Annotated in this window: 24 protein-coding genes and 1 tRNA gene; 14 read left to right on the forward strand and 11 right to left on the reverse strand. The window is 66.9% G+C overall.

Going from position 1 to position 24,195, the window contains the following annotated elements; genetic code table 11:
* The first annotated feature begins 254 nt into the window (after positions 1-254).
* The 4 genes from Q9235_RS11220 (at position 255) to upp (ending at position 3,720) form a co-directional block, all read left to right on the forward strand.
* Entirely contained in the window at positions 255-416 is a 162-nt protein-coding gene (locus Q9235_RS11220) for a Thivi_2564 family membrane protein (protein ID WP_091855869.1), read from the forward strand.
* Positions 417-518: 102 nt separating this feature from the next.
* Positions 519-1,781, forward strand: coding sequence for a GTP cyclohydrolase II (locus Q9235_RS11225; RefSeq protein WP_306227258.1), 1,263 nt, complete (start codon positions 519-521; stop codon positions 1,779-1,781).
* 26 nt (positions 1,782-1,807) lie between these two features.
* The gene (locus tag Q9235_RS11230; protein ID WP_306227259.1) at positions 1,808-3,025 is read left to right on the forward strand and encodes a URC4/urg3 family protein; all 1,218 of its coding nucleotides are present in this window, start codon (positions 1,808-1,810) and stop codon (positions 3,023-3,025) included.
* A 53-nt stretch (positions 3,026-3,078) separates the two neighbouring features.
* Positions 3,079-3,720 carry a uracil phosphoribosyltransferase gene (gene upp / locus Q9235_RS11235; protein ID WP_047574398.1) on the forward strand — a complete coding sequence of 214 codons (642 nt, stop codon included), beginning with the start codon at positions 3,079-3,081 and terminating at the stop codon, positions 3,718-3,720.
* A gap of 85 nt (positions 3,721-3,805) precedes the next feature.
* On the opposite strand, the gene Q9235_RS11240 is transcribed toward upp, so the two are convergent.
* The 7 genes from Q9235_RS11240 to Q9235_RS11270 form a co-directional block, all read right to left on the reverse strand.
* A complete protein-coding gene (locus tag Q9235_RS11240; RefSeq protein ID WP_306227261.1) occupies positions 3,806-4,237 on the reverse strand; it encodes a DUF1236 domain-containing protein in 432 nt (143 codons plus the stop codon).
* A 243-nt stretch (positions 4,238-4,480) separates the two neighbouring features.
* Positions 4,481-5,455 carry a tripartite tricarboxylate transporter substrate-binding protein gene (locus Q9235_RS11245; protein WP_306227262.1) on the reverse strand — a complete coding sequence of 325 codons (975 nt, stop codon included), beginning with the start codon at positions 5,453-5,455 and terminating at the stop codon, positions 4,481-4,483.
* 65 nt (positions 5,456-5,520) lie between these two features.
* The gene (locus Q9235_RS11250) at positions 5,521-7,020 is read right to left on the reverse strand and encodes a tripartite tricarboxylate transporter permease (protein ID WP_306227263.1); all 1,500 of its coding nucleotides are present in this window, start codon (positions 7,018-7,020) and stop codon (positions 5,521-5,523) included.
* A 3-nt stretch (positions 7,021-7,023) separates the two neighbouring features.
* Positions 7,024-7,542, reverse strand: coding sequence for a tripartite tricarboxylate transporter TctB family protein (locus tag Q9235_RS11255; RefSeq protein WP_306227264.1), 519 nt, complete (start codon positions 7,540-7,542; stop codon positions 7,024-7,026).
* Entirely contained in the window at positions 7,542-8,525 is a 984-nt protein-coding gene (locus Q9235_RS11260; RefSeq protein ID WP_306227266.1) for a LysR family transcriptional regulator, read from the reverse strand. Before Q9235_RS11260 ends, Q9235_RS11255 begins: the two co-directional genes overlap by 1 nt.
* 181 nt (positions 8,526-8,706) lie before the next feature.
* Positions 8,707-9,642 carry a DMT family transporter gene (locus tag Q9235_RS11265; RefSeq protein WP_306227268.1) on the reverse strand — a complete coding sequence of 312 codons (936 nt, stop codon included), beginning with the start codon at positions 9,640-9,642 and terminating at the stop codon, positions 8,707-8,709.
* An 83-nt stretch (positions 9,643-9,725) separates the two neighbouring features.
* Positions 9,726-10,388, reverse strand: a complete 663-nt coding sequence (locus Q9235_RS11270) for a glutathione S-transferase family protein (protein WP_306227269.1) — start codon at positions 10,386-10,388, stop codon at positions 9,726-9,728.
* Positions 10,389-10,720: 332 nt separating this feature from the next.
* Here Q9235_RS11270 and mgtE point away from each other — a divergent pair, with 332 nt between their 5' ends.
* The gene (gene mgtE, locus Q9235_RS11275) at positions 10,721-12,088 is read left to right on the forward strand and encodes a magnesium transporter (protein ID WP_306227272.1); all 1,368 of its coding nucleotides are present in this window, start codon (positions 10,721-10,723) and stop codon (positions 12,086-12,088) included.
* Between the two features lie 60 nt (positions 12,089-12,148).
* On the opposite strand, the gene Q9235_RS11280 is transcribed toward mgtE, so the two are convergent.
* Positions 12,149-15,139 carry a sensor histidine kinase gene (locus Q9235_RS11280; RefSeq protein WP_306227273.1) on the reverse strand — a complete coding sequence of 997 codons (2,991 nt, stop codon included), beginning with the start codon at positions 15,137-15,139 and terminating at the stop codon, positions 12,149-12,151.
* A gap of 225 nt (positions 15,140-15,364) precedes the next feature.
* On the opposite strand from Q9235_RS11280, the gene Q9235_RS11285 reads away from it, so the two are divergent.
* The 5 genes from Q9235_RS11285 to Q9235_RS11305 all read left to right on the forward strand — a co-directional run bounded on the left by Q9235_RS11285 (position 15,365) and on the right by Q9235_RS11305 (position 17,893).
* Positions 15,365-15,760 carry a phasin gene (locus tag Q9235_RS11285; RefSeq protein ID WP_306227274.1) on the forward strand — a complete coding sequence of 132 codons (396 nt, stop codon included), beginning with the start codon at positions 15,365-15,367 and terminating at the stop codon, positions 15,758-15,760.
* Positions 15,761-15,843: 83 nt separating this feature from the next.
* Positions 15,844-16,674 (forward strand): phasin family protein, encoded by an 831-nt coding sequence (locus Q9235_RS11290; protein WP_306227276.1) that lies wholly within the window; start codon positions 15,844-15,846, stop codon positions 16,672-16,674.
* Positions 16,675-16,823: 149 nt separating this feature from the next.
* A tRNA-His gene (locus Q9235_RS11295) sits at positions 16,824-16,900 on the forward strand.
* 185 nt (positions 16,901-17,085) lie between these two features.
* On the forward strand, positions 17,086-17,514 hold the full coding sequence (locus tag Q9235_RS11300; protein WP_257732512.1) for an Hsp20 family protein: 429 nt from the start codon (positions 17,086-17,088) through the stop codon (positions 17,512-17,514).
* A gap of 112 nt (positions 17,515-17,626) precedes the next feature.
* On the forward strand, positions 17,627-17,893 hold the full coding sequence (locus tag Q9235_RS11305) for a BQ00720 family protein (RefSeq protein WP_047579571.1): 267 nt from the start codon (positions 17,627-17,629) through the stop codon (positions 17,891-17,893).
* 18 nt (positions 17,894-17,911) lie between these two features.
* On the opposite strand, the gene Q9235_RS11310 is transcribed toward Q9235_RS11305, so the two are convergent.
* Positions 17,912-18,688 carry an alpha/beta hydrolase gene (locus tag Q9235_RS11310; protein WP_306227278.1) on the reverse strand — a complete coding sequence of 259 codons (777 nt, stop codon included), beginning with the start codon at positions 18,686-18,688 and terminating at the stop codon, positions 17,912-17,914.
* Positions 18,689-18,795: 107 nt separating this feature from the next.
* Between Q9235_RS11310 and Q9235_RS11315 the strand changes: the two genes are divergently transcribed.
* Together Q9235_RS11315 and infC are read left to right on the forward strand one after the other, a co-directional pair.
* Complete coding sequence (locus Q9235_RS11315; RefSeq protein ID WP_306227280.1) at positions 18,796-20,013, forward strand: glycosyltransferase family 4 protein; 1,218 nt, start codon at positions 18,796-18,798, stop codon at positions 20,011-20,013.
* 63 nt (positions 20,014-20,076) lie between these two features.
* The gene (gene infC, locus Q9235_RS11320; protein ID WP_257732516.1) at positions 20,077-20,670 is read left to right on the forward strand and encodes a translation initiation factor IF-3; all 594 of its coding nucleotides are present in this window, start codon (positions 20,077-20,079) and stop codon (positions 20,668-20,670) included.
* Positions 20,671-20,731: 61 nt separating this feature from the next.
* Here infC and Q9235_RS11325 read toward each other — a convergent pair whose 3' ends face one another.
* Positions 20,732-21,328: a TetR/AcrR family transcriptional regulator gene (locus Q9235_RS11325; protein ID WP_306228220.1), complete on the reverse strand. Its 597-nt coding sequence runs from the start codon at positions 21,326-21,328 to the stop codon at positions 20,732-20,734.
* A gap of 105 nt (positions 21,329-21,433) precedes the next feature.
* Between Q9235_RS11325 and Q9235_RS11330 the strand changes: the two genes are divergently transcribed.
* Positions 21,434-22,642, forward strand: coding sequence for an MFS transporter (locus Q9235_RS11330; protein ID WP_306227282.1), 1,209 nt, complete (start codon positions 21,434-21,436; stop codon positions 22,640-22,642).
* Between the two features lie 53 nt (positions 22,643-22,695).
* Here the strand turns inward: Q9235_RS11330 and Q9235_RS11335 are convergent, their stop codons facing one another.
* A complete protein-coding gene (locus Q9235_RS11335; protein WP_306227284.1) occupies positions 22,696-23,718 on the reverse strand; it encodes an amino acid ABC transporter substrate-binding protein in 1,023 nt (340 codons plus the stop codon).
* A gap of 270 nt (positions 23,719-23,988) precedes the next feature.
* On the opposite strand from Q9235_RS11335, the gene rpmI reads away from it, so the two are divergent.
* Positions 23,989-24,189, forward strand: a complete 201-nt coding sequence (gene rpmI, locus Q9235_RS11340) for a 50S ribosomal protein L35 (protein WP_047575639.1) — start codon at positions 23,989-23,991, stop codon at positions 24,187-24,189.
* The last annotated feature ends 6 nt before the right edge of the window (positions 24,190-24,195 follow it).

The following is a 24,195-nucleotide window of genomic DNA, read 5'->3' on the forward strand; positions in this document are numbered from 1 at the left end:
CGCGGCTGCGGTTGGTCCGGTGCCGGACTGGTCAAACGGCCGACACCTTACCCCTACCCCTCTCCTTACAGGAGAGGGTTTTCTGTTTGCGGCTCCTGCTCTCTTCCTGCAAACAGCCGCCCCCTTCGCCGGCAAACCCACCCCGGAACCTATTCCCGCCCTGCGACGTTGTTTCGCCGGGGCTGACAGGCCGCGAATGCGTCGCGGCTGGGCTCCGGGGGGCCGGCTACCGGCCGAGACAAAGGGCTGAAAGCATGTCCATTCTGATTTCTCTGCTGATCACCGTTCTCGTCATTGGCCTCGTGCTCTATCTCGTGCGGATGCTGCCGCTCGACGGGCAGATCAAGAACGTCGTGCAGATCATCGTGATCGTCATCGGCATCATCTCGCTGCTGCGCTATCTCGCTGTTTTCTAAGGCGATTGACGGCGCCACCGCGCTGGTTCAGACTTCATGAGGTCCAGAAGGCCCCGGACGATCCCGTCCCGGGGCCTTCTTCCGTTTCAGGACGTGACCGCGATGAACGCGCCGAACCGCAACGGCCATATCAGGCTGACCTCCCACCCCGAACCGGGCGGAGCCGCCACGCGCTTCCCGATCAAGTGGGGCGCTCCCACAGCAGCCGAGCGCGGCCCGGTCATCGCCTCGACCACCAACCCGGCCGATCGCAACGTCATCGGTGCCCATGGCGGCTCCTACTCGGTCTATCGCGCGCTCGCGATCTCGGCCCGCGCGATGAACCCGCAGCAGCGCCCGGACCTGACCAACACCTACCCGACGGCGGAAATCCTGCCGCAGCCGCAATGGGCCGATCCGAAGAGGATCGTCTCGCTCGATCCGTTCGGGCATACGGTCGCGCAGGATTTCGGCCGGCTGATCGGCGAGGGTATCGATATCCGCCCCTCGATCGCGATTACCAAGGCCAGGCTCAACCTGCCCGAGATCCTCGCCGCGATGGGCGCCCATCGCCTCGCCGCGGACGGCCATATCCTGCACTCATCGGGCGATATCAGCGTCACCAAGATCGCGGTCGATCCGGTCTGGTATCTGCCGGGCATCGCCGAGCGCTTCGGCACGACCGAGAGCGAACTCCGCCGCACGCTCTTCGAGCAGACCGGCGGCATGTATCCCGAGCTGGTGACGCGGCCGGATCTCAAGGTCTTCCTGCCGCCGATCGGCTCGATCACGGCCTATGTCATGGGCGAGGCTTTCCGGCTCGCCGATCCCAAGACGCGCATCGCCTGCCGCGTCCATGACGAATGCAACGGTTCCGACGTCTTCGGTTCCGACATCTGCACCTGCCGGCCGTATCTCACGCATGGCATCGAGGAATGCGTGAAAGAGGCCCAGAGTGGCGGCGTCGGCCTGATCGTCTACAACCGCAAGGAGGGCCGGGCGCTCGGCGAGGTCACCAAGTTCCTCGTCTACAATGCCCGCAAGCGCCAGGAGGGCGGCGATTCCGCCGCGACCTATTTCGAGCGCACCGAATGCGTCGCCGGCGTGCAGGATGCCCGCTTCCAGCAGCTCATGCCGGATGTGCTGCACTGGCTCGGCGTCACGCATATCGACCGGCTGATGTCGATGTCGAACATGAAATACGACGCCATGGTCGAAAGCGGCATCACCATCGGCGAGCGCGTCGCGATCCCGCCCGAACTGATCCCGCCCGATGCCTCCGTCGAGATCGAGGCCAAGAAGGCGGCAGGCTATTACTCGCCCGACGGCGCGCCCGGCGACAACGCCTTGAAGTCCACGGTCGGCCGCGACCTCGACAAGTTCTGATTCCGTCACGCCTGCCCGAGTTGATGATGCCTGATCGCAACCCCGAGGCGTTCCGCGCCCTGTTGAAACCCGCTGCCGTGCGCGAGCGCGCGCAGGAGATGCTGGAGCTTGGGCTCGCCGGCCAGCTCCTGCATTTCAGCGTGCATCCGGAGCGGCTCGAAGCTTGCGCCAACTACGTGCTGGAAACGATTCGCGCGAATTATCCAACGCTCGACATCCCCTTCCACGCGCGCTGGCGGCATTTCACCGTCGATGGCGAGGATCGCTGGCGGACGCTCGACCGGGCCGCCGGCTTCGCCAGCTCCGCCGCGCGGGGCCGTGCCGCCTATGATCTCGCTGTGGTCAGCGTCCTGCTCGACGCCGGCGCGGGGCCGGACTGGCGCTATCGCGACGCCGCGACCGGCCGCGAGATCGGCCGCTCCGAGGGGCTGGCGCTCGCCTCGCTCGACATGTTCGCCGCCGGCCTGTTCTCCAGCGATCCCGCCAACCCCTTGCAGGCCGATGCGGCCGGGCTGAGGCGGCTCGATGCGGCGGCGCTGGCGCGCGGCTTCCAGGCCGGACCCGGCAACCCGCTGCTCGCGCTCGAAGGCCGCGCGGCGCTGCTCAACCGCCTCGGCGAAGAGCTGGAGCGGCAAGGTCTCTCGCGGCCCGGGGCACTGTTCGATCGCTTCGCTAGCGCTGCCGATACCGGGACGCTGCGAGCACCGCATATGCTGGGCGAGGTTCTCGGCACTTTCGGCGGCATCTGGCCCTCGCGGATGACGCTGGCCGGCGTCGCGCTTGGGGACACCTGGCGCCATCCGCTGATCGCGCAGGGCAAGCCGACCGAGGGACTCGTGCCCTTCCACAAGCTCTCGCAATGGCTGACCTATTCGCTGATCGAGCCGCTGGAATGGGCCGGCATTACGGTGGTCGATATCGACGAGATGACCGGCCTGCCGGAATACCGCAATGGCGGGCTCTTCCTCGATAGCGGCGTCATTGCGCTGAAGGACGAGGCGGACCGGACGAAGGCGCAGGAGGTCTCGTCGCCGCTCGTGGTGGAGTGGCGGGCGCTGACTGTCGCCCTGCTCGACGAGATCGGAGCGCTCATCCGCCAGCGGCTCGGCCGCTCGCGCGAGGAACTCCCGCTCGCCAAGGTGCTCGAAGGCGGCTCCTGGGCGGCCGGGCGCCGGATCGCGCGCGAAAAGCGTGTGGATGGCGGCCCGCCCTTGACCATCGTCAGCGATGGCACGGTATTTTGAGGGTAAGCCAAGGTCCGAGAGCAAGGTCCGAGAGATAGAGGGGTAACCGGCGTATGACTTCGAGCCAGGACGGCGTCACTGTCGTCGACCACCCGCTGGTCCAGCACAAGCTCACGCTGATGCGCGAGAAGGATCGCTCCACCAAGAGCTTCCGCCAGCTCCTCAACGAGATCGGCATGCTGCTCTGCTACGAGGTGACGCGCGACCTGCCGACCGAGCTGATCGAGATCGAGACGCCGCTGCAGAAGTCGATGCAGCCGGTCATCTCCGGCAAGAAGCTGGTCTTTGCGCCGATCTTGCGCGCTGGCGTCGGCTTTCTCGACGGCATGCTGGAACTGGTTCCGGCTGCCCGCGTCGCCCATATCGGGCTTTATCGCGATCCCGACACGCTCCAGGCCGTGGAGTACTATTTCAAGGCACCGTCCGACATCACCGAGCGCATGATCGTGGTGATGGACCCGATGCTGGCGACCGCGAACTCGGCTGTTGCCGCGGTCGAGCGCCTGAAGGAGCGCGGCGCCAAGGATCTGCGCTTCGTCTGCCTTTTGGCCTCGCCGGAAGGCATCGCCCGCTTGCGCGGAGCCCATCCCGATGTTCGCATCTGGACGGCGGCGATCGACGAGCGCCTCAACGATCACGGCTATATCGTTCCCGGTCTCGGCGATGCCGGCGACCGCATGTTCGGCACGCGCTGAAGCTCCGTCGGAATGAAAGAAAGCCCGCCCCGTGAAGGGCGGGCTTTCCAGCCGATTCAGGTGCCGCCTGAATCGGGGCGCCGGATCATTCGATGATCTGGACGACGCGGCGGGTCTGCGGCTCGACGATGACCGTGCGGTCGTTCACCACCGTATAGCGATAGTTCGAGGCGTTCGGCGCGTAGTCGGCCGGAAGCGGGTGGTAGACCACGCCCTGCTGCGGCAGGACCGTGCCGACCGCGACCGGCTCCGCATAGGTATAGGACGGGACGCGCTGCTGGACGACATAGGTGCGGAACCTCGGCTCGGCCGCATCGCCGACGATCGCGCCGACCACGGCGCCGCCGACGCCGCCGACAACCGCGCCGACCGGACCGCCGACGATGGCGCCACCGACTGCACCGGTAGCCGCGCCACTGGTCGCGCCGCCGACTGCGCCGCCCGAGGGCTGGCTCTGGGCGAAAGCGATCGCCGGGGTGATGGTCAGGGCGGCAACAAGAGCAAGCTTCTTGAACATGGTATGTCTCCTTTCGAAGCGAACCTTCGGCGAGGACAACCGCAACGTACCGGAACGGTTCCCGGAAACCGGGTCACGAGATGTTAACGTTCGGCAACCCGTTGGAAAAAAGCGTCTCGGAACAGCGGCTTGCCAGGTCATCGCAAAGAGCGGATCCATCATCGGGCTGAATGAAGCTCTGGCCCGGAAACGAAAACGGCGGGCCCGAAGACCCGCCGTATCATCCTTGAGTTCAGGCGCTTGTTACTGCTTCGGCGCGGCCGAGAGCGCGGGCGTCAGCTTGTCGGCGTCGCGCTTGATCAGCGCTGCGAAACCGGCCGGCGTCCGCTCCTCGGCCGTCGGAAGTACGGTGCCGAGATCGAGCAGGCGCTTCTTGGTGCCTTCGTCGTTGAGCGCCTTGCCGAGCGCGTCGACCAGCTTGTCCACGGCCTCCTTCGGCATGCCCTTCGGGCCCGCGATGCCGTTCCAGGCTTCGATCTGGTAGTCGGGCAGGCCGGCTTCCTTGGTGGTCGGGACGTCGGGCAAAGCCGGCGAGCGCTGGGCCGAGGCGATGGCATAGGCCTTGATCGTGTTGGCGCGCACCTGCTCGGCGACCGAGACGATCTGGTCGCACATGAAGTCGACCTGGCCGGAGACGAGATCGTTGAGCGCAGGGCCGGTGCCGCGATAGGCGACGGCGTTGATCTTCGGCGTGCCCAGAATGCCCTTGAGCAGCGTGCAGGTCGTCCAGGAGACCGAGCCGAGGCCGGCATGGGCTTCGTTGAACTTGTCCGGGGTGGCCTTCACGGCGGCGACGAAGGCCTTGAGGTCCGGCGCCTCGAGGTTCTTGCGCGCCACGATCAGGATCGGCGTGCCGCCGGCGAGGCCGATCGTCTGCATGCCGTTGATCGGATCGTATTTCAGGCCCGGATAGGTGGCCGGCGCCGCCGAGAAGGTGCCGAGATGCCCCATCGCGATGGTGTAGCCGTCCGGCGCCGCGGTGACGGCGCGGGTGATGCCGGTGGTGCCGCCGGCGCCGGCGACGTTTTCGATGACGATCTGCTGGCCGAGCGTCTTCGACATGTTGTCGGCGACGATGCGGGCGATGATGTCGGTCGGGCCACCGGCCGCGAAGGGCACGATCATCGTGATCGGCTTCGTCGGATAGCCCTGCGCCTGAGCGTTGCCGGCGAGGGCCAGCGTGGCGGCGGCGGCAAGGCCGAGAACGAGTTTCTTCATCCGTATTTCTCCATGGACGTTGCGTGAATCGAGACTGGAGGGCTGCCGCCGGGGCGGCAACCCCGTCATTCGGTGAAGACCTCGTCGCGTTTCTTCGAGATCGAGGGCAAGAGCGCGATGGCGAGCACGAGCACGGCGACCACCAGCAGCCCGGCCGAGATCGGCCGCTCGACGAAGGTCCAGAACGAGCCGCGCGATATGATCAGCGCCTGCCGGAGCTTCTCTTCCATCAGCTTGCCCAGGACGAAGCCGAGCAGCAGCGGCGCCGGCTCGAAGCCGAGCTTGATCAGCAGATAGCCGAACAGGCCGAACAGGGCTGTGAAGGCGACGTCGAGCGGCTGGTTGTTCACCGAGTAGATGCCAATACAGCAGAAGATCAGGATCGCCGGGAACATCAGGCGGTAGGGCACCTGCAGCAGCCGCACCCACAGCCCGACCAGCGGCAGGTTGATGATCAGCAGCATCAGGTTGCCGACCCACATCGAGGCGATCATGCCCCAGAACAGCTCGGGATTGCGGGTCATCACCTGCGGGCCGGGGATGATGCCGTGGATCGTCATCGCGCCGACCATCAGCGCCATCACCGCGTTCGGCGGGATGCCCAGCGTGAGCAGCGGGATGAAGGCGGTCTGCGCGCCGGCATTATTGGCCGATTCCGGCCCCGCCACGCCCTCGATCGCGCCCTTGCCGAAGCGGGAAGGGTCCTTCGCGATCTTCTTTTCCATGGTGTAGCTCGCGAACGGGCCGAGCACCGCGCCATTGCCCGGCAGGATGCCGAGAATGCCGCCGATCGCCGTGCCGCGGAGCACCGGAGCGATCGCCTGCTTGATGTCGTTCCAGTCCGGCAGGAGCCGGCCGATCTTGCCTTTGACGACGTCGCGCGCCTCCGGGCTTTCGAGATTGCGCAATACCTCGGCGAAGCCGAACACGCCCATCGCCAGCACCGAGAAGTCGATGCCGTCCGAAAGCGAGGCGATGCCGAAGGTCAGCCGTTCCTGCCCGGTCTCGAGGTCTGTGCCGACGGTCGAGAACAGCAGGCCGAGCATGATCATGCAGAAGGCCTTGAGGATCGAGCCGCGCGCCAGCACGACCGCGAAGCACAGGCCCATCACCATCAGCGAGAAATACTCGGCCGGGCCGAAGAGCAGCGCCATCTTGGTCAGGGGCGCGCCGAGCGCGGCGATGATCAGCGTGGCGACGCAGCCGGCGAAGAAGGAGCCCATCGCCGCCGTGCCGAGCGCAACGCCGGCGCGACCCTGCTTGGCCATCTGGTGGCCGTCCAGCGTGGTGACGACCGAGGTCGCCTCGCCGGGAATGTTGACCAGGATCGCCGTTGTCGAGCCGCCATACTGCGCGCCGTAATAGATGCCGGCGAGCATGATCAGGGCGCCCGTCGGGTCGAGCCCGAAGGTGATCGGCAGCAGGATCGAGATCGTCGCGATCGGCCCGACGCCGGGCAGCACGCCGATCAGCGTGCCGACGAGACAGCCGGCGAAGCAGAGCGCGATGTTCTTGAGGGTGAGAGCGACGCCGAAGCCCAGCGCGAGATTGGAGAACATATCCATCGGTCAGATCCCCAAGAGCCAGGGCGCGAGCGGGATCGGCAGCGACAGCGCGTATTTGAACAGCAGGATGCAGGCGGCGGACATCGCGATGGCGAAGATCAGCAATTCCTTGATCTTGCGGTCGTCGGCGGCGAGTCCGGCGAAGAAGATCAGCAGCGGGCCGGAGACCAGCAGGCCGAGTGCCGGAACGCGGATCGGGCCGAACTCGAAGCCGCGGATGGTCAGCGCGAACAGGCAGGCGCCGCCGAGCGCGAAGAAGATGCCCTTCCACGACCAGCCCGAGAGCTTCTCGCCGTGATAGCGCAGGGACGCAAGCGCCAGCATGATGCCGAGCGCGCCGCAGATCACCGCGAAGGCCTTGGGCAGCATGCCGGGCCCGAGCTGGCGCAGCGTGCCGGCCGGCAGTTCCCAGGAGAAGACGAGAGCGCCGAGCGCGATCAGGATCATGAACAGGCCGCCGGCCAGATCCTGCGTCGACCTCACGCGCAGGCCTTGCGCCCGCTCTATCTGGTTCAAACTCATCAGGCTCCTCCGACTGGCGACTCGGTGCGGGCGGTTCGTTTCTGCGGTCTCGCTGCGACGAAGGGCAGGACATGGCGCTCGTCGAGCAGTGTCACGCTTTCCCTGAGGATCGCGAGGAAGTCGTCGCGGCAGGGCAGCTTCTGCTGCGGCCGCCAGGAGACGCCGATCAGGGCGCCTGGCGGCGGCGGATCGAGCATCGCGCCGCGCAGGCGCCGCATCGTCACACCGGGGAAGGAGAGGCGCGAGACCCAGTCCGGCGCGAGCGCCATGCCCAGCCCCGCCGCGACCGCCGACATCATGGCCGGTTTCTCCGTCGCCTCTATCGTGACGTTGGGGACAGCACCGACGCTCTCGAAATAGGCCATGACGAGATCATAGGCATAGGGTCGCAGGCGCTTGGACGGCACGACGAAAGGCTCGCCGACGAGATCGAGCATGGTCAGGTGCTCGCGCGCGGCGAGCGGGTGATTCTCGTTGAGCACGACGACCGGGCGCTCCACCCGCAGGATCTCGAAGGCGCAATCGGTCGGCTTGCGCGGCGGGCGGGCGAGCGCCAGATCGAGCTTGCCGGTCTCCAGCATCTGGATCAGCGCGGTGGTGATCGCCTCGACGAACTTGATCTCGATGCCGGGGAAGCGGGCGCGGAAGGCCACCAGCGCCTCTGGCACGAAGCTCGATGAGGCCGCGTCGATCGCGCCGACGCGCAGCACCTTGCCGGAGGCGAGCGAGGCTTCGCGCACGGCACGCGAGGCATGTTCCATCTTGACGAGGATGCCCTTGGCCTCCTCGAGCATGATCAGCCCGGCGCGGGTCATCGCGACCTGCCGGGTCGTGCGCGTCAGCAGGGCGACGCCGAGTTCGTCTTCGAGGGCACTGATCTGGCGTGACAGCGCGGGAGGCGCAACGCCGAGCCGCTCGGCCGCCCGGCCGAAATGCAGCTCTTCTGCCACCGCGATGAAACATCGCAGTTGCCGCACATCCATAAGCCGTCCCCTGTCCCGTGTATCGCTTGCCGCGATATCTCTATCGGTGGCCGTCGCCAATAGCGCTTCCGGCCAAGGTGTCGATCCTACAGAAATTCATAATCTTTTGACAACAAAGCCTTTCGGCTTAGCGCGGGCGAGTGCGCCCAGCCGGAAAAGGTCCCGGAAAAGACCCGCGAGATCAGGCGGTTGGGGCGGGGCTGGCCCGGGTGATGCGCACGATTCTGCCGTCGATCAGGGCGAGCCCAACGAAGATCGCGGCCATGCCGGCGAAATGGCGCGGCAGCAAATCTTCACCCAGGAGGCCGGAGCCGAGCAGGATCGCGCTGACCGGGATCAGGAAGGTGACGAGCATGACATTGCTCGGCCCGGCCGTGCGCATGATCCGGAAGAACAGGAGATAGGCCAGCGCCGTCGAGATCAGCGCCAGGCCGACGAGCGCAAGAAACGCCGGCTGGGACGGCACCGGCAGCGTCCAGGGCGGATGCATCACGAAGACGATCGGAATCATCATCAAGGTCGAGGCCGAGAGCTGGCCGGTGGCGGCGACCAGCGGGGACACGCCGCGGAAGCGCCGGCCGAGCAGGCCGGAAAAGGCATAGGAGACCGCGGCGAGGATGCAGGCGATCTGCGCTGCCAGATTGGAGCCGAGCCTGCTGAGCGCGTCCGGTCCCATCAGGATCGCGACGCCGATCAGGCCGGCCAGCACGCCGCCGAGCTTCAGGCCGGTCGCCCTCTCGTTGCCGAAGCAATGCATCACCAGCACCGCGAAGATCGGCGTCGTCGCGTTCAGGATCGAGGCTAGGCCGCTCGCGATCTGCTGCTGGCCCCAGAGAAACAGGCTGAACGGGATCAGGTTGTTGAGGATGCCCATCCCGAAGAAGGCGAGCCAGAGTTCGCGCCCGACCGCCATCGACTGGCCGGCGATTCGTACGACGAGCAGCAGTGCCAGCGCGGCGAGGCCGACACGCACCTGCACCACGGCGAAGGGCGGCCACTCCGCAACGGTCAGCTTGTTGAAGAAGAACGAGCCGCCCCAGAGGATCGAGAGGATGATCAGCAGGAGCCATTCGAGCGGGCCCATGCGCAGCGCGGGAGCGGGTGTCGGCTGTGTCATGGCGGAAGCTCTGCTCTCGGGCCGGGTCATTCCGCGTCAGTAGGTGGCCGGACGAGGCCCGGCCACCCGTATTCTGCATCCGCTCAGGCGGCTTCGGCGTCGCGCGCCTGCCACATCGCCTGGAAGGCCGGCCGTGCCTGGCAGGCCTCGAGCCAGGCCTTCACGCGCGGATGGGCGTCGAAGAGCTGGGTCGCCGGCTTGGCGTAGCGGATAATCTCGGCGACGTTGATGTCGGTGACGGTGAAGCGATTGCCCATCACATAGCCGCCGTTCTCGGCCAGCGTCTTTTCGAGGACAGCGAAGGGGCCGGGCAGGGCGGCAAGCGCGGCCTCGACCAGCTGGGGCTTGCGCTTCTCCGGCGGATAGGCGGCGAGGTGGAACTGCAGGTTGAGCGCATGGGTCTCGCATTCGGTCGCGGCCCAGAGCGACCACATCACCGCGAGCCCTTCCTCCTGCGCATCCTTGGGGGCGAGCGGGCCGCCATGCTTGCGGGCGAGATAGAGGTTGATCGCGAGCGACTCATGCAGCTTGAAGCCGTTGTCGTCGATGCTGGGGATATGACCGTTCGGGTTGATCTTCAGGAAGTCGGGGCTGCGGGTATGCAGCGGCACGCCCGGCGCATTCGGGTCGGGCAGGCGATAGGCCTGGATCACCGGCACATGGTTGAAGGTCAGGCCGAGCTCGTTGGCGAGCCAGATGTTGCGCGAGGCGCGCGAGCGGTAACAACCATAGATCGTCAGGGACATCGGCGGGATCCAGCGAGAGAGTGCGGAACGGAGACGCTCCCGGCATGTGCCGGTTCGTCACCCGTGACCATAGGCCGGACAGGCTGCCTCGGCCAATGCCGATGATCGCTCCGCGCGCGCAGCAAAAACCGTTTGACGCGGGCGCCTTGCGGGTGCATTGGCCTCCTGCTTCCTGCCTCTGCGGCCGGCTGCTCACAGGAAACCCCGACCCGATGCCAAGCGACAGTCCCAGCCGACAGTCGAAGCCGTCTGCCGCCGCCTCGCGCGCCTGACCGGGTCCCCCGGCTCGCCTGCGATCCGGCCATGACGGCCCGATCGCAAGGAACAGAGCCATGAACGATATCGCCGCCACGACGGACCTCCTTGCCGTGACGCTGGCCCAGACGCTGGCGCAGGAACACGTCGCCGACATCGTCGAGACGCTGAACGATCAGGACGACGCGACCATCGCGCATGTCCTGGCCGAGTTGCCGTTCGAGCGCGCCGTCGAGGTGCTCGACCAGCCCGAGCTTACCGCCGCAGCCGAGGCCGTGGCGCTGCTGCCGGACCGGCGCGCCGGCGCGCTGCTCTCCGCCATGTCGGCGGACCGGGCGGCCGACGTCTTCCAGGAATTCGACGAGGAGACGCGGGCGCGCCTGAGCGGGCGCATCGACCGCCAGACCCGCTCCGACCTCAAGAAGCTGCTGGCCTATCCCGAGCACAGCGCCGGCTCGATCATGACGACCGAGTTCGTCAGTGTACCCTCGAACTGGACGGTGCAGCAGACGCTCGACCATATCCGCCGCGTCGAGCGCTCGCGCGAGACGGTCTACGCGATCTACGTGCTCGATTCCGTGACCCGAAAGCTGGTGCGCGCGGTCTCGCTGCGCCGCCTGATCAGCGGCGATCCGGAGGCGCCGGTCGAGTCGGTCGTGCCCGCGCACAAGCCGATCTGCGTCACCGCCGAGGTCGATCGCGAGGAGGTCGCCCGCCTGATCACCAAATACGACCTGCTCTCCGTGCCCGTCGTCGATGCGGACGAGCAGGTCATCGGCATCGTCACCTTCGACGACGTCATCGACGCGATGATCGCCGAGACCACCGAGGACGTGCAGAAGCTCGGCGGCATGGAGGCGCTGGACGAGCCCTATAACGAGATCGGCTTCTTCGCGATGATCCGCAAGCGCGCCGGCTGGCTTTCGATCCTGCTGGTCGGCGAGATGCTGACGGCATCCGTGATGCAATTCTTCGAGGGCGAGCTGGAGAAGGCGCTGGTGCTGACGCTCTTCATCCCGCTTATCATGAGCTCGGGCGGCAATTCCGGCTCGCAGGCGACCTCGCTGATCATCCGGGCGCTGGCGCTGCGCGAGGTCACGGTGAAGGACTGGTGGCGGATCGCGCTGCGCGAATTGCCGACCGGCCTGACGCTCGGCAGCATTCTCGGCGTGATCGGCGTGGTCCGCATCGTCGTCTGGCAGTGGCTCGGCCTCTACGATTACGGGCCGCACTGGGTTCTGATCGCGGCGACAGTCGGCGGCGCGCTCGTCGGCATCGTCACCTTCGGCTCGCTGGCCGGCTCGATGCTGCCCTTCGCGCTGAAGCGCCTCGGCTTCGACCCGGCCAGCGCCTCGGCGCCCTTCGTCGCGACGCTGGTCGATGTCACCGGCCTGGTGATCTATTTCGGCGTGGCGGCGCTGATCCTGACCGGGACGCTGTTGTAATCGAACGAAAAAGCCCGGGGCGGCAGCCCGGGGCTTTTTGTATCAGGAATGCGGTCCGGCTCAGCTCGCCAGCACCCGCTGGGGCGGGAAGGTGATCTCGACCAGCGTGCCCTCTTTCTTGACGCTGGTGATCGCCATGGCGGCGCGGTTGGCTTCGACCAGCGCCTTGGTCAATGGCAGGCCGAGCCCCGTGCCGCCGGCACGCCGCGTCGTCGGCACCTGGCGGAAAGGTTCGAGCGCGAGCCGGAGCTCGTCATCGTCCATGCCGATGCCGGTGTCGCGCACCCGCAGGATCGCCTCGCCCTGGTCGCCGAGCGCGGTCGAGATGATGACCTGCCCGCCGGCATCGGTGAACTTCACCGCGTTCGACAGCAGGTTGATCGCGATCTGGCGGATCGAGCGCTCGTCGGCGACGACCGGTGGCAGCTTCGGCGAGAGGCCCGAGCGCAGCACGACGCGGCCGCGCTGCGCCTCCGGCTGGAGCAGCGACACCGTCGACAGCGCGATCTCGTTCAGGTTGACGCTGACGAAGTCGAGATCGAGTTTGCCGGCCTCGATCTTGGCGAGGTCGAGCAGATCATTGACGAGGCTGATGACGTAGCCGCCCGACTGGTGAATGTCGCGCAGGTATTCCTTGTAGCGTTCGTTGGCGATCGGCCCGAAGCGCTCCTCCGCCATCACCTCGGCGAAGCCGATGATCGCGTTGAGCGGCGTGCGGATCTCGTGGCTGATCTTGGCGAGCACGTCGGATTTCTGGGCGCTCGCCGTCTCCGCCGCCTTGCGGGCCTCGACCAGTTCGCCCTCGGTCTTCTTCCAGGCGGTGAGGTCGCGCAGCACGGCGCAGAAGCGCGGCTCGCTGCCATGGGCTATCTGGCCCATCGTCATGAACAGGGCGATCTTGCCGCCCTGGCGCACGCGGCCCTGCACCTCGCGCCCGTCATTCAGCACGGAGGCGACGCCGCCGCCCTTCAGCCCTTCGAGATAGTCGAGCGCCGGGGCATGGCTCTCGCTGGCGAAGAGCAGGGTGAACAGCTCTCCGGTGACCTCGCGCTGGTCGTAGCCGAACAGAGCCTCGGCCGCCTTGTTCAGCGAGAGGATGCGCCCGCGATCGTCGACGGTGACGACGCCGTCGGTCGCGGTATCGAGCATGGCGGTCAGCTCGCCGATCCGTGCATCGCGTGCATCGGCGTCGAGCCGCAGCGCCTCGACTCGCGCTGCCGATTCGGCTTCCTCGGCCTCGAACTCGGCTGCGAGCTCGGCTTCCTCCGCTTCTTCGGCTGTCAGCACCGGCACCTCGCCGCCACCGCCATTGGGATGGCGGAAGGCCATCAGCGTGGCGGGCTCGTCTTGCCAGCTCACGCTCGACAGCACGGCGTCGACGCTGACGAGATGGCCGAGCCTGTCGATCAGCGTCATCGTGCCGCCATCGGTGCGCGCGGCTTCCTTGATCAGGCGGCTGACCTTGCCGCCGGCCTTGAGGTCGGCGAGATCGGCATAATCCAGCAATTCCAGCAGAGTGCGGTTGGCATAGAGCGCCTCGTCGCCGCGGTTGACGAGAACGGCGATCGGCAGCCTGTCGAGCACATCCGCATGGGAATTCCGCTGCCGTGCGGGAGCCATGGCTTCGGCTTCTGCAGCCGCTTTCGCAGCCGGGGCTTCTTCCTTCTCCTTGACCTGCAGCGGCGCGACCGGCGGCAGGCGCGGCGCGCTCGGCTCGTCGTCGCCTGCAAGCCTCGCGCCCAGCGCCTTGGCGATCTCGCGGAAGGCGTTGCGCTCGGCCGAGCTCAGATGCGACTTCGATGGTTCGAGGACGGGCCGGATCGCTGTCAGGTGGCCATTGCGCAGCGGCACGATCTTGCCCTGCGGCTCATCCGGCTCGGGCACGACCGGCGCTTCGGCAGCGTGCTCCGGCGCGGGCTCGTCCTTCGGCTGATCGAGCGCGGCCAAGGTGGCAGCATCGTCCGCCTCCTCTGCATCTTCCTCAGGCAGGTCCGAATCTTCCCCAGGCAGGTCGAAGAGGTCGTCTGCTTCGGATTCGTCTGCGGTGGAAGTTTCCTCATCCGCAGCCGACAGGGCAGGGGTGGTCACCTCTTCGGCGATGGGCGCCGTGGTGGAGACCATCGCTTCCATGGCCGCGAGATCGGCCTCTGCTGCCGGCGGCAGCGCGTCATCCGCCACGCTCTCGACGGCAGGGGCGATCTGTTCGGCCTCGGCCTCGACGCTGGGCGTCACGGCATCGGCCACCGGGAACGGGCAGCGCTCGTTGAGTCGGGCGATGCCGAAGCCGCGGAAGCCGGCAAGCTGGCGCGTCGCATCGAGAACCGGCACGCCGGAGAGTTCGACCGGCGCGGCCTCGCCGGGCGAATCGGTGCGCCAGAGCACGCTGTGGCCGCTCCAGGTCGCAGGCTTGATGAAACGCTCGATCAAGCCGCCATCGCTGTCGGCGAAGCTGGAGCCGAGCAGGTCCTGCCAGCGCTGGCCGATCAGCCCGGCCGCTGCCGTCTGCCCGGTCAGGGTGGCGATGTTGTCGGAGAGCTTGGTCAGCCTGCCGTCGCGGTCACTCTGCCAGAGGAAGCGGACCATGGCCGGCTTGGCGGAGGAGGGCGCTTCGTCGATGGGCGCGGTCGGCGCGGGAGCAGAAGCGGGCGCTGATTCGGGCGGCGCGGCCTTGGGAATCGTGACGCCAAGGCGGCGCAATTCGGAAGCCTGCACGGCGATGGCCAGCGCGGAGCGCCCGTCCGCCAGCGAAACCAGCTTGCTGCCGCAGGTGACCGGCGTAGCGGCGAAGCTCGCGGTCAGACGCAGGCGCTCCAGGCGGACGCCGTTGGCGGAGGCCATGCCGCTGGCCAGGAGGTTCAGCCGCTGCCGGGTCGGTGCCGGCAGGCTCGCCTGTCCGCCGAGCAGAGCCTCTGCGGCCGCATTGACGAAATGGGGTTTCTCGGTGGCGGGGTCCCATAGCAGCAGGGCGCCGCCGGCGGCAAAGGACGCAAGAGCGGCGTCTTCAGCCGCCGCTACGCTCCACCTCGCCCAGTCCTCTCCGGCCTCGCTCATGCCTGTCCGCTCGTTCGATCCGCACCCGTTATGCCTAACAAAGCCTTAATAGACCCCAAACGGCGGCAAATCCATGGAACCTAAGATCGCTCTCCCGCTTCTCATCGAAACAGCGTTAACATGGCTGGCGTCGCCGGTTTGTCGCGCTGTTGTCATTGCGGCGCAACAATGATATTGCACTGCACAATGATCTAGGGATGGATCGTCACTCGACAGGAGGATTCGATGAACGGCAAGCAGCCTTATGAAGTGCCCACCGAAATGCGCGAGTTCGCCGAGCGCAGCGTCGAGCAGGCCCGCAAGGCGTTCGACGGCTTCATGGGCGCTGCCCATAAGGCTGTGGACAATGCCCACGGCTCGGCCGAGAGCGCCCGCGCCAACACCCAGGAAGCGACTCGCAAAGCCATTTCCTATGCCGAGAACAATGTCGCGGCCGCGTTCGATTTTGCCCAGAAGCTGGTGAAGTCGAAGGACCTGACCGAGGTGATGCAGCATCAGTCCGACTTCCTGAAGTCGCAGGTCGCCGCCCTCCAGAGCCAGATCAAGGATCTCGGCACCGCTGCGCAGGACGCCGCGACCAAGGCTGCGGAGACCGTCAGCAAGGCGACCAAGGGCCGCTGAGGCGCCTGATTCGAGGCTGCCATCGCTGTTTTGGCCGGACCATGCGTCCGGCCTTCGCCGTTTGCCGCTGAAGGAGAGCTGTCATGGTCAAGCCTGCTCCGACCCGGACCAAGTCCAAGGTCCCGGTCAGCCTGTCCCCGGTGAAGGCGCTGGCGCCGGCGCCCACCGCGACGCCGCCATCCGCCGCGGCATCCGAGAAGCCGAAGGCCGCTGTGCAGCCCGCTGCTGCTGCCCCGGCCAAGCCGGCGCCTGCCAAGGGCGCCGCTCCCGCGCCGTCACCGGCTCCCGTTGCCGCGGCCAAGCCGGCTCCTGCCGGCAAGCCCGTCCTCGCGAGCGCCCCGAAGAAGGCGGCGCCGGTCAAGGTCCGTGTCGAGAAATCCGCCGCGAAGGTCGCCGGGCCGAAGGTTGCCGCGAAGGCGGCCAAGCCTGCGGCGGCGGTGTCCAGGCCCGTGGTTGCCGAAGCGAAGCCGGCGCCGGTCAAGCCCGCGGCCGTCGAAACGGTTCCTGCCAAGCCGGTCGTCGCCAAACCCGCGCCTGTCGCCCCTGCCGTGAAGCCGGTGGAACCTGCGCCTGCCCCCGCACCGGCTGCCAAGCCGCCGGCTCCTCAGCCTGCGTCCCTCGATTCGCTGCCCCTGCCGCGCCCGCCCGAGGCGGCGGCCGTCGCCACCGCTACGGCGATGAGCCAGGCGCTCACGATGGCGCGCGCCTTCGGTGCCTTGCAGGCCCGCATGCTCGATCATGCCTGTGCCGAGCTGGAGGCGACGCTGGGCGATGCGCAGTCGCTGGCGCGCAGCAACAGCGCCTCCGAGGCGATCGCGTTGCAGGCCAAGGCGGTGCGCCGCAGCTACGAATCCTATGCCGAGCACCTCAAGGAGCTGGCCCGCGCTGCCAATGCGGCCCTGCGCAAGGACTGATCGAACGGCCGGATTCGGGGCGTGCGCAGGTCGCGCCGAAATTCCGGAGCCGGAGTTGAATTACGCGGTTGCAAAAGCGGAGAGTCGGCACTAGGGTCCGCGCCGCTGACGACCCCGCCACGGCGGCCGGTCGCGAAGCCTGTGTTTGGGCAGCCATAGCTCAGTTGGTTAGAGCGCTAGATTGTGGATCTAGAGGTCCCCCGTTCAAGCCGGGGTGGCTGTACCATTCTTCTTCCGGACATCGTCGGAACTCTCCGCACCTCGGGTTTGCCGGCTCCATGCCAGCCCCTTGAAGCGGTCTCCGCGCTTCGCCATATCTTGTGCAAGCGGAAGGGTTCGCCTTTCGCCTGCGGGATGCTGCCCGGCGGCGGGTCCCGATGTTCATGAGGCGCCTTTCGAGGGCCTGGAGCGATGACGCGTCCACCTAGCTTGTCCCACCCGTTCCTGCTCGGCTTCGACGATATCGAGCGTGCGCTCGATCGGGTCGCCAAGGGCGCGAGCGAGGGTTACCCGCCCTACAATATCGAGCGGCTGCCCCGGACGGAGGACGAGCCCGACCGCCTGCGCATCACCCTGGCCGTCGCTGGGTTCGCTCGGGAGCAGCTCGAGATCACGCTGGAAGAGAACCAGCTCACGATCCGGGGTCGCCAGAGCGACGACAAGAATCGTCAGTTCCTTCATCGCGGCATCGCTGCCCGTCAGTTCCAGCGCAGCTTCCTGCTGGCCGACGGAATGCAGGTGCTTGGCGCCGATCTGTCGAACGGCCTGCTCGCGATTGATCTGGTCAGGCCGGAACCGGAACGGCTCATCCGGCGTATCGATATCATGAGCCGCGAGTAGAGGACGGTCTCCCGTCCGGCTTTTGAAGGATGCGGCCAGCGGTTTTCGCATCTGTTCATAATTGAAGGCGCAGTATCAGAACCGCATTCGCACTGCTCTGAAGGAGGGCGCGATGAAACAGGACAGGAATCTCATCCAGACCAACCCGCTGACCCCTGCGGAATTCGCTGCGCTCGGCGCCGGTGAGGTCGCCTATATCAAGTCGATGAGCTCGGACGAGCTGATGCGGATCTTCCCGCAGGCGCCGAAGATCGAGTCCGGCTTGCAGCTTTTCACCCTGCTCTCGGCCGACGGTGCGCCGATCCTCGTCACGGATTCGCGCGAGGCCGCCACGGCAAACGCCTGGGAGCATGATCTGCGGATGGTCAGCGTCCACTGACGCTGGCCTCCCCGATCTTTAGGGCGCGGTCGCCATCCCGGCGACCGCCGACTGCAATCTCACGATATCGTCCGGCGTGGACAGGCGGTGATCGCCATCCTTGATCAGCGTCAGCACGACCGGATCGCCGCTGAGATGCTCGACGAGCTTCAGCGCCTGGCGCCAGGGCACGTCGGGGTCGCGCATGCCCTGCAGGATATGCACGGGGCAGCCGGCCTTGATCTCGCCGCCGAACATCAGGTGCCGGCGCCCGTCCTCGATCAGGGCGCGGGTGATCGGCGTCGGCTCGGGCGAATACTCCGAAGGCCGCTGCCAGACGCCCTCGTCAAGGATCGTCCTGCGGATCGCATCGGGCATCTGCGCCCACATCAGCTCTTCGGAGAAATCGACCGCAGGGGCGATCAGGACGAGGCCCGCAGGCTGTAGGGCTGAGCCGAACAGCTTGCGGGCCGCGAGCAGCGCGATCCAGCCACCCATGGACGATCCCACCAGGATCGGAGGCCGGCGGCACTCGCTTTCGATCGCAGCCAGTGCATCGCCGAGCCAGTCCGACAGGGTGAAGCTGCCGAAATCGCCGTCGCTCTCGCCATGGCCGCCATAGTCGAAGCGCAGGCAGGCGCGGCCATTGGTTCGCGCCCAGTCTGCCAGCGCCTCGGCCTTGGTGGCGCGCATGTCGGAGCGGAACCCGCCGAGCCAGACGATCGGCGCGCCGGTTCCCTCCTGAAGGAGATAGGCGAGGCGGCGCTTCGAGGGGCCGTCTCCGACCTCGAGCCATTGCGGCGGCTGGCGCTCCAAGGCAAATCTCCTGTGACGAATCACTTGGCCGCGGCGATTAAGGGCTGCGGCTATCCATCGATAGGGGCATATTCGCCTCCGTTCACGAAAGTCCAGACCGAGAGCGAATGTCCTTCAAGCCGGGTGCCCATCTTTCGCTGCCGTCGACCGAAACGCATCCGCTGGCGGGGCGGACGATCCTGCAGATCATTCCCGAACTGGAAGCCGGCGGGGCCGAGCGCACCGCGGTCGACATCGCCAAGGGGCTGACCGATGCCGGCGCCCGCGCGCTGGTCGCGACCGAAGGCGGGCGGCTCGTCGCCGAATTGCAGGCCAAGGGCGGGGTCTGGCTGCCGTTCCCGGCGGCCTCCAAGAACCCGGTCGCGATGCTCTTCAACATCCGCAAGCTTGCGCGGTTGTGCCAGCAGGAGGGGGTGGAGCTGATCCACGCCCGCTCGCGTGCTCCGGCCTGGGTCGCGCTCGGCGCGGCGCGGCTGCTGAAGCTGCCTTTCGTCACCACCTATCACGGTTCCTATAACAGCCGCTCGGCGGTGAAGACCCTCTATAATTCCGTTATGGCGCGCGGCGACGTCGTCATCGCCAATTCCCACTACACGGCCGGCCTGATCCAGGCGAAGCATCCTGTCGCCGGCGACCGGGTCAGAGTCGTCAATCGCGGCACCAATTTCTCGGCCTTCGCACCGGCCGCCGTCGGCGCCGAGCGGGTACAGGCTCTGCGCAAGGCCTGGGGCGTCGAGCCTCACCAGCGCATCGTGCTGCTGCCCGGCCGGCTGACCAACTGGAAGGGCCAGCGTGTCCTGATCGAGGCCGCGCGCATCATGCGCGACGGCGGCGATACCGACACGGCCTTCATCCTCGCCGGCGATGCGCAGGGCAGGGACGGCTACGTCAAGGAGCTCGACGCGCTGATCGCCAAGGCTGGGTTGGAAGGCCGCGTTAAGCGCGTCGGCCACTGCTCGGACATGCCGGCGGCGATGCTTTCGGCCGCGGTCGTCGCGGTCCCCTCGACCGATCCGGAGGCCTTCGGCCGCGTTGCGGTCGAGGCTCAGGCGATGGGTACGCCCGTCGTGGTCTCGGATCTCGGCGCCGTGCCCGAGACGGTTCTGGCGCCGCCGCAGGTTCAGCCCAGCGAGCGTACCGGCTGGCGCGTGCCTCCGGGGGACGCTCCGGCTCTCTCGGCGGGGCTCAACGAGGCGCTGGCCCTGCGCCCCTCCGCCCGCGATGCGCTGGCACGGCGCGCGCGCGTCCATGTCGAGCGGCATTTCTCGCTTGAGGCGATGGTCGCGGAAACCCTCGACGTCTATTGCGCGTTGCTGGGGCGTTGATCCGCGCGCAGGCGAATGCCTGCTGCAGCGGTGTCATGCATTGACATCGCCCGTCTTTGTGCAATGTGTCTGCAACAACGGCGCGAAGCGCGCCAAGTACAGGAGAATACCCCCATTCGTCGTCCCTACCGCGCTGCCCCGACCCCGACCAAGGAAGGTCCCCGCTCGAACCGCGACATCCGCGGAGTTCGCGAAGTTCAGCTCATCGACGATACCGGCGCCAACCGTGGCGTGGTCTCGTTCTTCGATGCGTTGAAGCTCGCCGAGGATGCCGGTCTCGACCTTGTCGAGATCGCCCCGAACTCCGTCCCGCCGGTCTGCAAGATCCTCGATTACGGTCGCTTCCGCTTTCTCGAGCAGAAGAAGGCCTCGGAGGCGCGCAAGAAGCAGCGCACCATCGAGATCAAGGAAATCAAGCTGCGCCCCGGCATCGACAAGCACGACTACGACGTGAAGATGAAGGCCATGCACGGCTTCTTCGAGGAAGGCGACAAGGTGAAGGTCACCCTGCGCTTCCGCGGCCGCGAGATGGCGCATCAGGACCTCGGCGTGAAGGTGCTGGAGCGCGTCAAGGTCGATACCGCCGAGATCGCCAAGGTCGAGAGCGACTGGCAGCTCGAGGGCCGCCAGATGGTCATGGTGCTCGCGCCGCGCTGAGGCACGAGACACCCCGCGATCATGGTCTGATCGAGAAAAAGGGCGCCACTGGCGCCCTTTTTCATGCCGGCTTGCTGAGCAAGCCATCTAGCATCGCATCGAAGGCGTCGGTCGCAGCCTTGAGGGCGCCTTCCGGGTCGGGCGCATGCGCGATCCACTGCGCCGCATGCTGGGTCGCGCCGAAGATCAGGCGCGCCACGGCCTCCGGATCGAGCGGCGCCAGCATGCCCTCGGCGACGAGCTCGTCCAGCCCCTGGGTCATCATACGGATGCAATCGTTCTGGATCGGCCAGCTCCACGGGTCGCCGAGCACGGCGGGGCCGTCGCGCAGCATGATGCGCTGGATTTCCGGCTCAAGTGCCATGGCGAGATAGGCGGCGCATTCGTCGCGGAAGCCGGTCCAGCGATTCTCGGCCCTTGCCGCGACGGCGCGCAGCCTAACGGTCATTTCCGCGTCGATCTGGTCGATGACGGCGGCGAAAAGCCCCTTTTTGTCGCCGAAATGGTGATAGAGCGCGCCGCGCGTCAGGCCGGCTGCCGCCGTCATCTCATCCATCGAGGCCGCCGCATAGCCCGTCGTGCCGAACGCCTCGCGGGCAGCGGCGATCAGGCTGGCGCGGGTTTCCGCGATCATGTCGGCGCGAGGTCTGCGGGCCATCATATCCCCATCACATACGCCTCGTATGTTAATTGACATACGAGGCGTATGCAATTACGCAATCACTTACATACGCGGCGTATGTCCGCAATCACGGTTCGAGCCATGCCTAATCCCTATCGCGAAATCTTCCAGGTGCCGGGCGCTTTCGCCTTTTCCGGCGCGGGCTTCATCGCCCGCCTGCCGGCCTCGATGGTCGGCCTCGGCATCGTCACCATGCTGTCCGAACGGCGCGGGGAATACGCGATCGCTGGCGCCGTGGCTGCGACCTTCGCGCTCGCCAGCGCACTGATCACGCCGCAGGTCTCGCGCCTCGTCGATCGCTACGGCCAGCGCCGCGTGCTGATGCCGGCCGCCGCGGCCGGGGCGGTTGCGCTCGGCGGCCTTATGGTCGCGACCTGGACGGGTGCGCCGAGCTGGCTGCTCTTCGTCTTCGCGCTGCTCGCCGGCCTGATGCCGAGCATCGGTGCCATGGTCAGGGCGCGCTGGACCGAGTTTTACCGCGACACCCCGCAACTGCGCACCGCATTCGCCTTCGAATCGGTGGTCGACGAGGTCATCTTCATCGTCGGGCCGATCGTGGCGATCGGGCTGAGCGTCAGCCTGTTTCCCGAGGCCGGGCCGTTGGCCGCCCTGATCTTCCTGGTCGTCGGCGTGCCCTTGCTCTGCGCCCAGCGGCGGACAGAACCGCCGGTCCGCGTCCGCGCAGCCGAGGCCGACATCTCGGTCATCCGGCTCGGCGGCGTCCAGGTCGTCGTGCTCGCCATGATCGCGATCGGTGCGATCTTCGGCACGGCCGAGATCACGGCCGTCGCCTTCGCCGAGGCGCAGGGCCAGAAGGCGGCGGCGAGCTTCGTCCTCGCCATCTATGCGGCGGGCTCGCTGATCGTAGGCCTCGTCTTCGGGACGCTCAGGCTCAAGGTCTCGCTCGCGACGCAGTTCCTTGCGGCAATCGCGCTGGCCGCCGCCACGACCTTGCCGTTGCTGGCCGTGACGGGGCTTGCCTCGCTGGCGCTGGTCTTCTTCATGGCGGGTGCGGCGGTCTCGCCGACCATCATCATCGCCATGGGCCTGATCGAGCGGCTGGTGCCGGCGCGCCAGCTCACCGAGGGCATGACCTGGGGCATCACCGGCATCGGCATCGGCATGGCCGCCGGCGCTTCGGCCGCCGGTGTGCTGATCGACGTCTTCGGCGCCCATAGCGGGTTCTGGATCTCGGTTGGCGCGGGCGTCGCTGCGCTGCTGGTCGTGCTCGCGGGATACAACCGCCTGCTCGGCGCGCGGTCCGAAACCCTGGTCTGCGAAGCTGCATAACGAAAAGGGCCGCTCCCCGAAGGAAGCGGCCCAGCTTCAGGCGTTGTCTCGCCTCAGCGGATCGGCGGGCCGTATTGCAGGCCGCCCTTCGTCCAGAGGTTGTTGACGCCGCGCGGCAGCGGGTTGGTGGTCTTCGCGCCGAAATGGCGCTCGAAGCTCTCGCCGTAATTGCCCACGGCCTTGATGATCCGGACGACCCAATCATTGGTCAGGCCGAGGCCTTCGCCGAACTTGCCCTCAGTGCCGAGCATGCGGCGAACCTCAGGGTTCTGCGAGGACTTGGCCAATTCCTCGACATTGGCCTGGGTCACGCCGAGCTCTTCGGCATTGATCGTGGCGATGACGGTCCAGCGGACGAGGTCGAACCAGGTCGGGTCGTTCTTGCGCACCCAGGGGCCGAGCGGCTCCTTGGAGATGACCTCCTGCAACAGCATGTGCTCTTCCGGGTCCTTCAGCCGGCCGCGCGTGCCGGCGAGCGCCGAGAGATCGGTGGTATAGGCGTCGCAGCGCCCGGCCTCATAGGCCTGCACCGTGTCCTCCAGCGTCGCGAAGGCGACGGTCTCGAACTTGATGTTGTTGGTGCGGCCATAGTCGGCGAGGTTGAGCTCGGTCGTCGTGCCCTGCGAGACGCAGACCGAGGCGCCGTTCAGATCCTTGACGCCCTTCACGCCGAGCTTCTTGCGGACGATGAAGCCCTGGCCGTCATAATAGTTGACCGTGGTGAAGGCCACGCCCTGGCCGATATCGCGTCCGAGCGACCATGTCGTGGTGCGGGCGAGCACGTCGATCTCGCCGGCTTGCAGCGCGACGAGGCGGTTCTTGCTCGACAGCGAGAGATAGGTCGCCTTGGTCGGATCGTTGAAGATCGCTGCCGCCAGCGCACGGCAGACATCGGTGTCGAAGCCCTGCCAGACACCGTTCTTGTCCTGCAGCGAGAAGCCGGGAACGCCCTCGCTGGCGCCGCAGATGATGTGGCCGCGCGCCTTGATCTTGTCGAGCGTTGACTGGGCGAGCGCAGGGGCCGAGGCGGCAGCCGTCAGGACCAGGCCTGCGGCGAGGGTGAGAAGCTTCTTCACGGGGATGTTCTCCAGATGCGGAACGCGCCTGTTGACCTTAGGACGTGACAATCATTTGATGAAGACAGACGAAGGGCTGCTGCTTTTCCGGGCGGCCCTGCCGGGCATTGCCGGCTTCGCACTTGCAATAGCGGCTATTTTCTGCGATAGGCCCGGCCTTCGATCGCCCGGCTGATAAGGGCTGCCGTGGCGGTCGTGCTTTGCTTCCTGAAAGCAAGACATTGGCAACGCGTTCAAAAGACGCGAGGCCACGACCATTGAGGAGCTGAAATGCCCAAGATCAAGACCAAATCGGCCGCCAAAAAGCGGTTCAAGATCACCGGTACCGGCAAGGTGCTTTATGCCCAGGCCGGCAAGCGTCACGGGATGATCAAGCGGACCAACAAGCAGATCCGCAATCACCGCGGCACCACGACCCTCTTCGAGGGCGATGCTGCCAACGTGAAGAAGTTCTTCCTCCCCAACGGCTGACGCCAC

The sequence above is a fragment of the Bosea beijingensis genome, from assembly GCF_030758975.1.
In the GTDB taxonomy this organism is placed as follows: Bacteria; Pseudomonadota; Alphaproteobacteria; order Rhizobiales; family Beijerinckiaceae; genus Allobosea; species Allobosea beijingensis.

Excerpts from the sequence above, each read along its gene's own strand:
- Q9235_RS11220 (WP_091855869.1), top strand. The coding sequence starts at position 255 with ATGTCCATTCTGATTTCTCTGCTGATCACCGTTCTCGTCATTGGCCTC.
- Q9235_RS11225 (WP_306227258.1), top strand. The coding sequence starts at position 519 with ATGAACGCGCCGAACCGCAACGGCCATATCAGGCTGACCTCCCACCCC.
- Q9235_RS11230 (WP_306227259.1), top strand. The coding sequence starts at position 1,808 with ATGCCTGATCGCAACCCCGAGGCGTTCCGCGCCCTGTTGAAACCCGCT.
- upp (WP_047574398.1), top strand. The coding sequence starts at position 3,079 with ATGACTTCGAGCCAGGACGGCGTCACTGTCGTCGACCACCCGCTGGTC.
- Q9235_RS11240 (WP_306227261.1), bottom strand. The coding sequence starts at position 4,237 with ATGTTCAAGAAGCTTGCTCTTGTTGCCGCCCTGACCATCACCCCGGCG.
- Q9235_RS11245 (WP_306227262.1), bottom strand. The coding sequence starts at position 5,455 with ATGAAGAAACTCGTTCTCGGCCTTGCCGCCGCCGCCACGCTGGCCCTC.
- Q9235_RS11250 (WP_306227263.1), bottom strand. The coding sequence starts at position 7,020 with ATGGATATGTTCTCCAATCTCGCGCTGGGCTTCGGCGTCGCTCTCACC.
- Q9235_RS11255 (WP_306227264.1), bottom strand. The coding sequence starts at position 7,542 with ATGAGTTTGAACCAGATAGAGCGGGCGCAAGGCCTGCGCGTGAGGTCG.
- Q9235_RS11260 (WP_306227266.1), bottom strand. The coding sequence starts at position 8,525 with ATGGATGTGCGGCAACTGCGATGTTTCATCGCGGTGGCAGAAGAGCTG.
- Q9235_RS11265 (WP_306227268.1), bottom strand. The coding sequence starts at position 9,642 with ATGACACAGCCGACACCCGCTCCCGCGCTGCGCATGGGCCCGCTCGAA.
- Q9235_RS11270 (WP_306227269.1), bottom strand. The coding sequence starts at position 10,388 with ATGTCCCTGACGATCTATGGTTGTTACCGCTCGCGCGCCTCGCGCAAC.
- mgtE (WP_306227272.1), top strand. The coding sequence starts at position 10,721 with ATGAACGATATCGCCGCCACGACGGACCTCCTTGCCGTGACGCTGGCC.
- Q9235_RS11280 (WP_306227273.1), bottom strand. The coding sequence starts at position 15,139 with ATGAGCGAGGCCGGAGAGGACTGGGCGAGGTGGAGCGTAGCGGCGGCT.
- Q9235_RS11285 (WP_306227274.1), top strand. The coding sequence starts at position 15,365 with ATGAACGGCAAGCAGCCTTATGAAGTGCCCACCGAAATGCGCGAGTTC.
- Q9235_RS11290 (WP_306227276.1), top strand. The coding sequence starts at position 15,844 with ATGGTCAAGCCTGCTCCGACCCGGACCAAGTCCAAGGTCCCGGTCAGC.
- Q9235_RS11300 (WP_257732512.1), top strand. The coding sequence starts at position 17,086 with ATGACGCGTCCACCTAGCTTGTCCCACCCGTTCCTGCTCGGCTTCGAC.
- Q9235_RS11305 (WP_047579571.1), top strand. The coding sequence starts at position 17,627 with ATGAAACAGGACAGGAATCTCATCCAGACCAACCCGCTGACCCCTGCG.
- Q9235_RS11315 (WP_306227280.1), top strand. The coding sequence starts at position 18,796 with ATGTCCTTCAAGCCGGGTGCCCATCTTTCGCTGCCGTCGACCGAAACG.
- infC (WP_257732516.1), top strand. The coding sequence starts at position 20,077 with ATGTGTCTGCAACAACGGCGCGAAGCGCGCCAAGTACAGGAGAATACC.
- Q9235_RS11325 (WP_306228220.1), bottom strand. The coding sequence starts at position 21,328 with ATGGCCCGCAGACCTCGCGCCGACATGATCGCGGAAACCCGCGCCAGC.
- Q9235_RS11330 (WP_306227282.1), top strand. The coding sequence starts at position 21,434 with ATGCCTAATCCCTATCGCGAAATCTTCCAGGTGCCGGGCGCTTTCGCC.
- rpmI (WP_047575639.1), top strand. The coding sequence starts at position 23,989 with ATGCCCAAGATCAAGACCAAATCGGCCGCCAAAAAGCGGTTCAAGATC.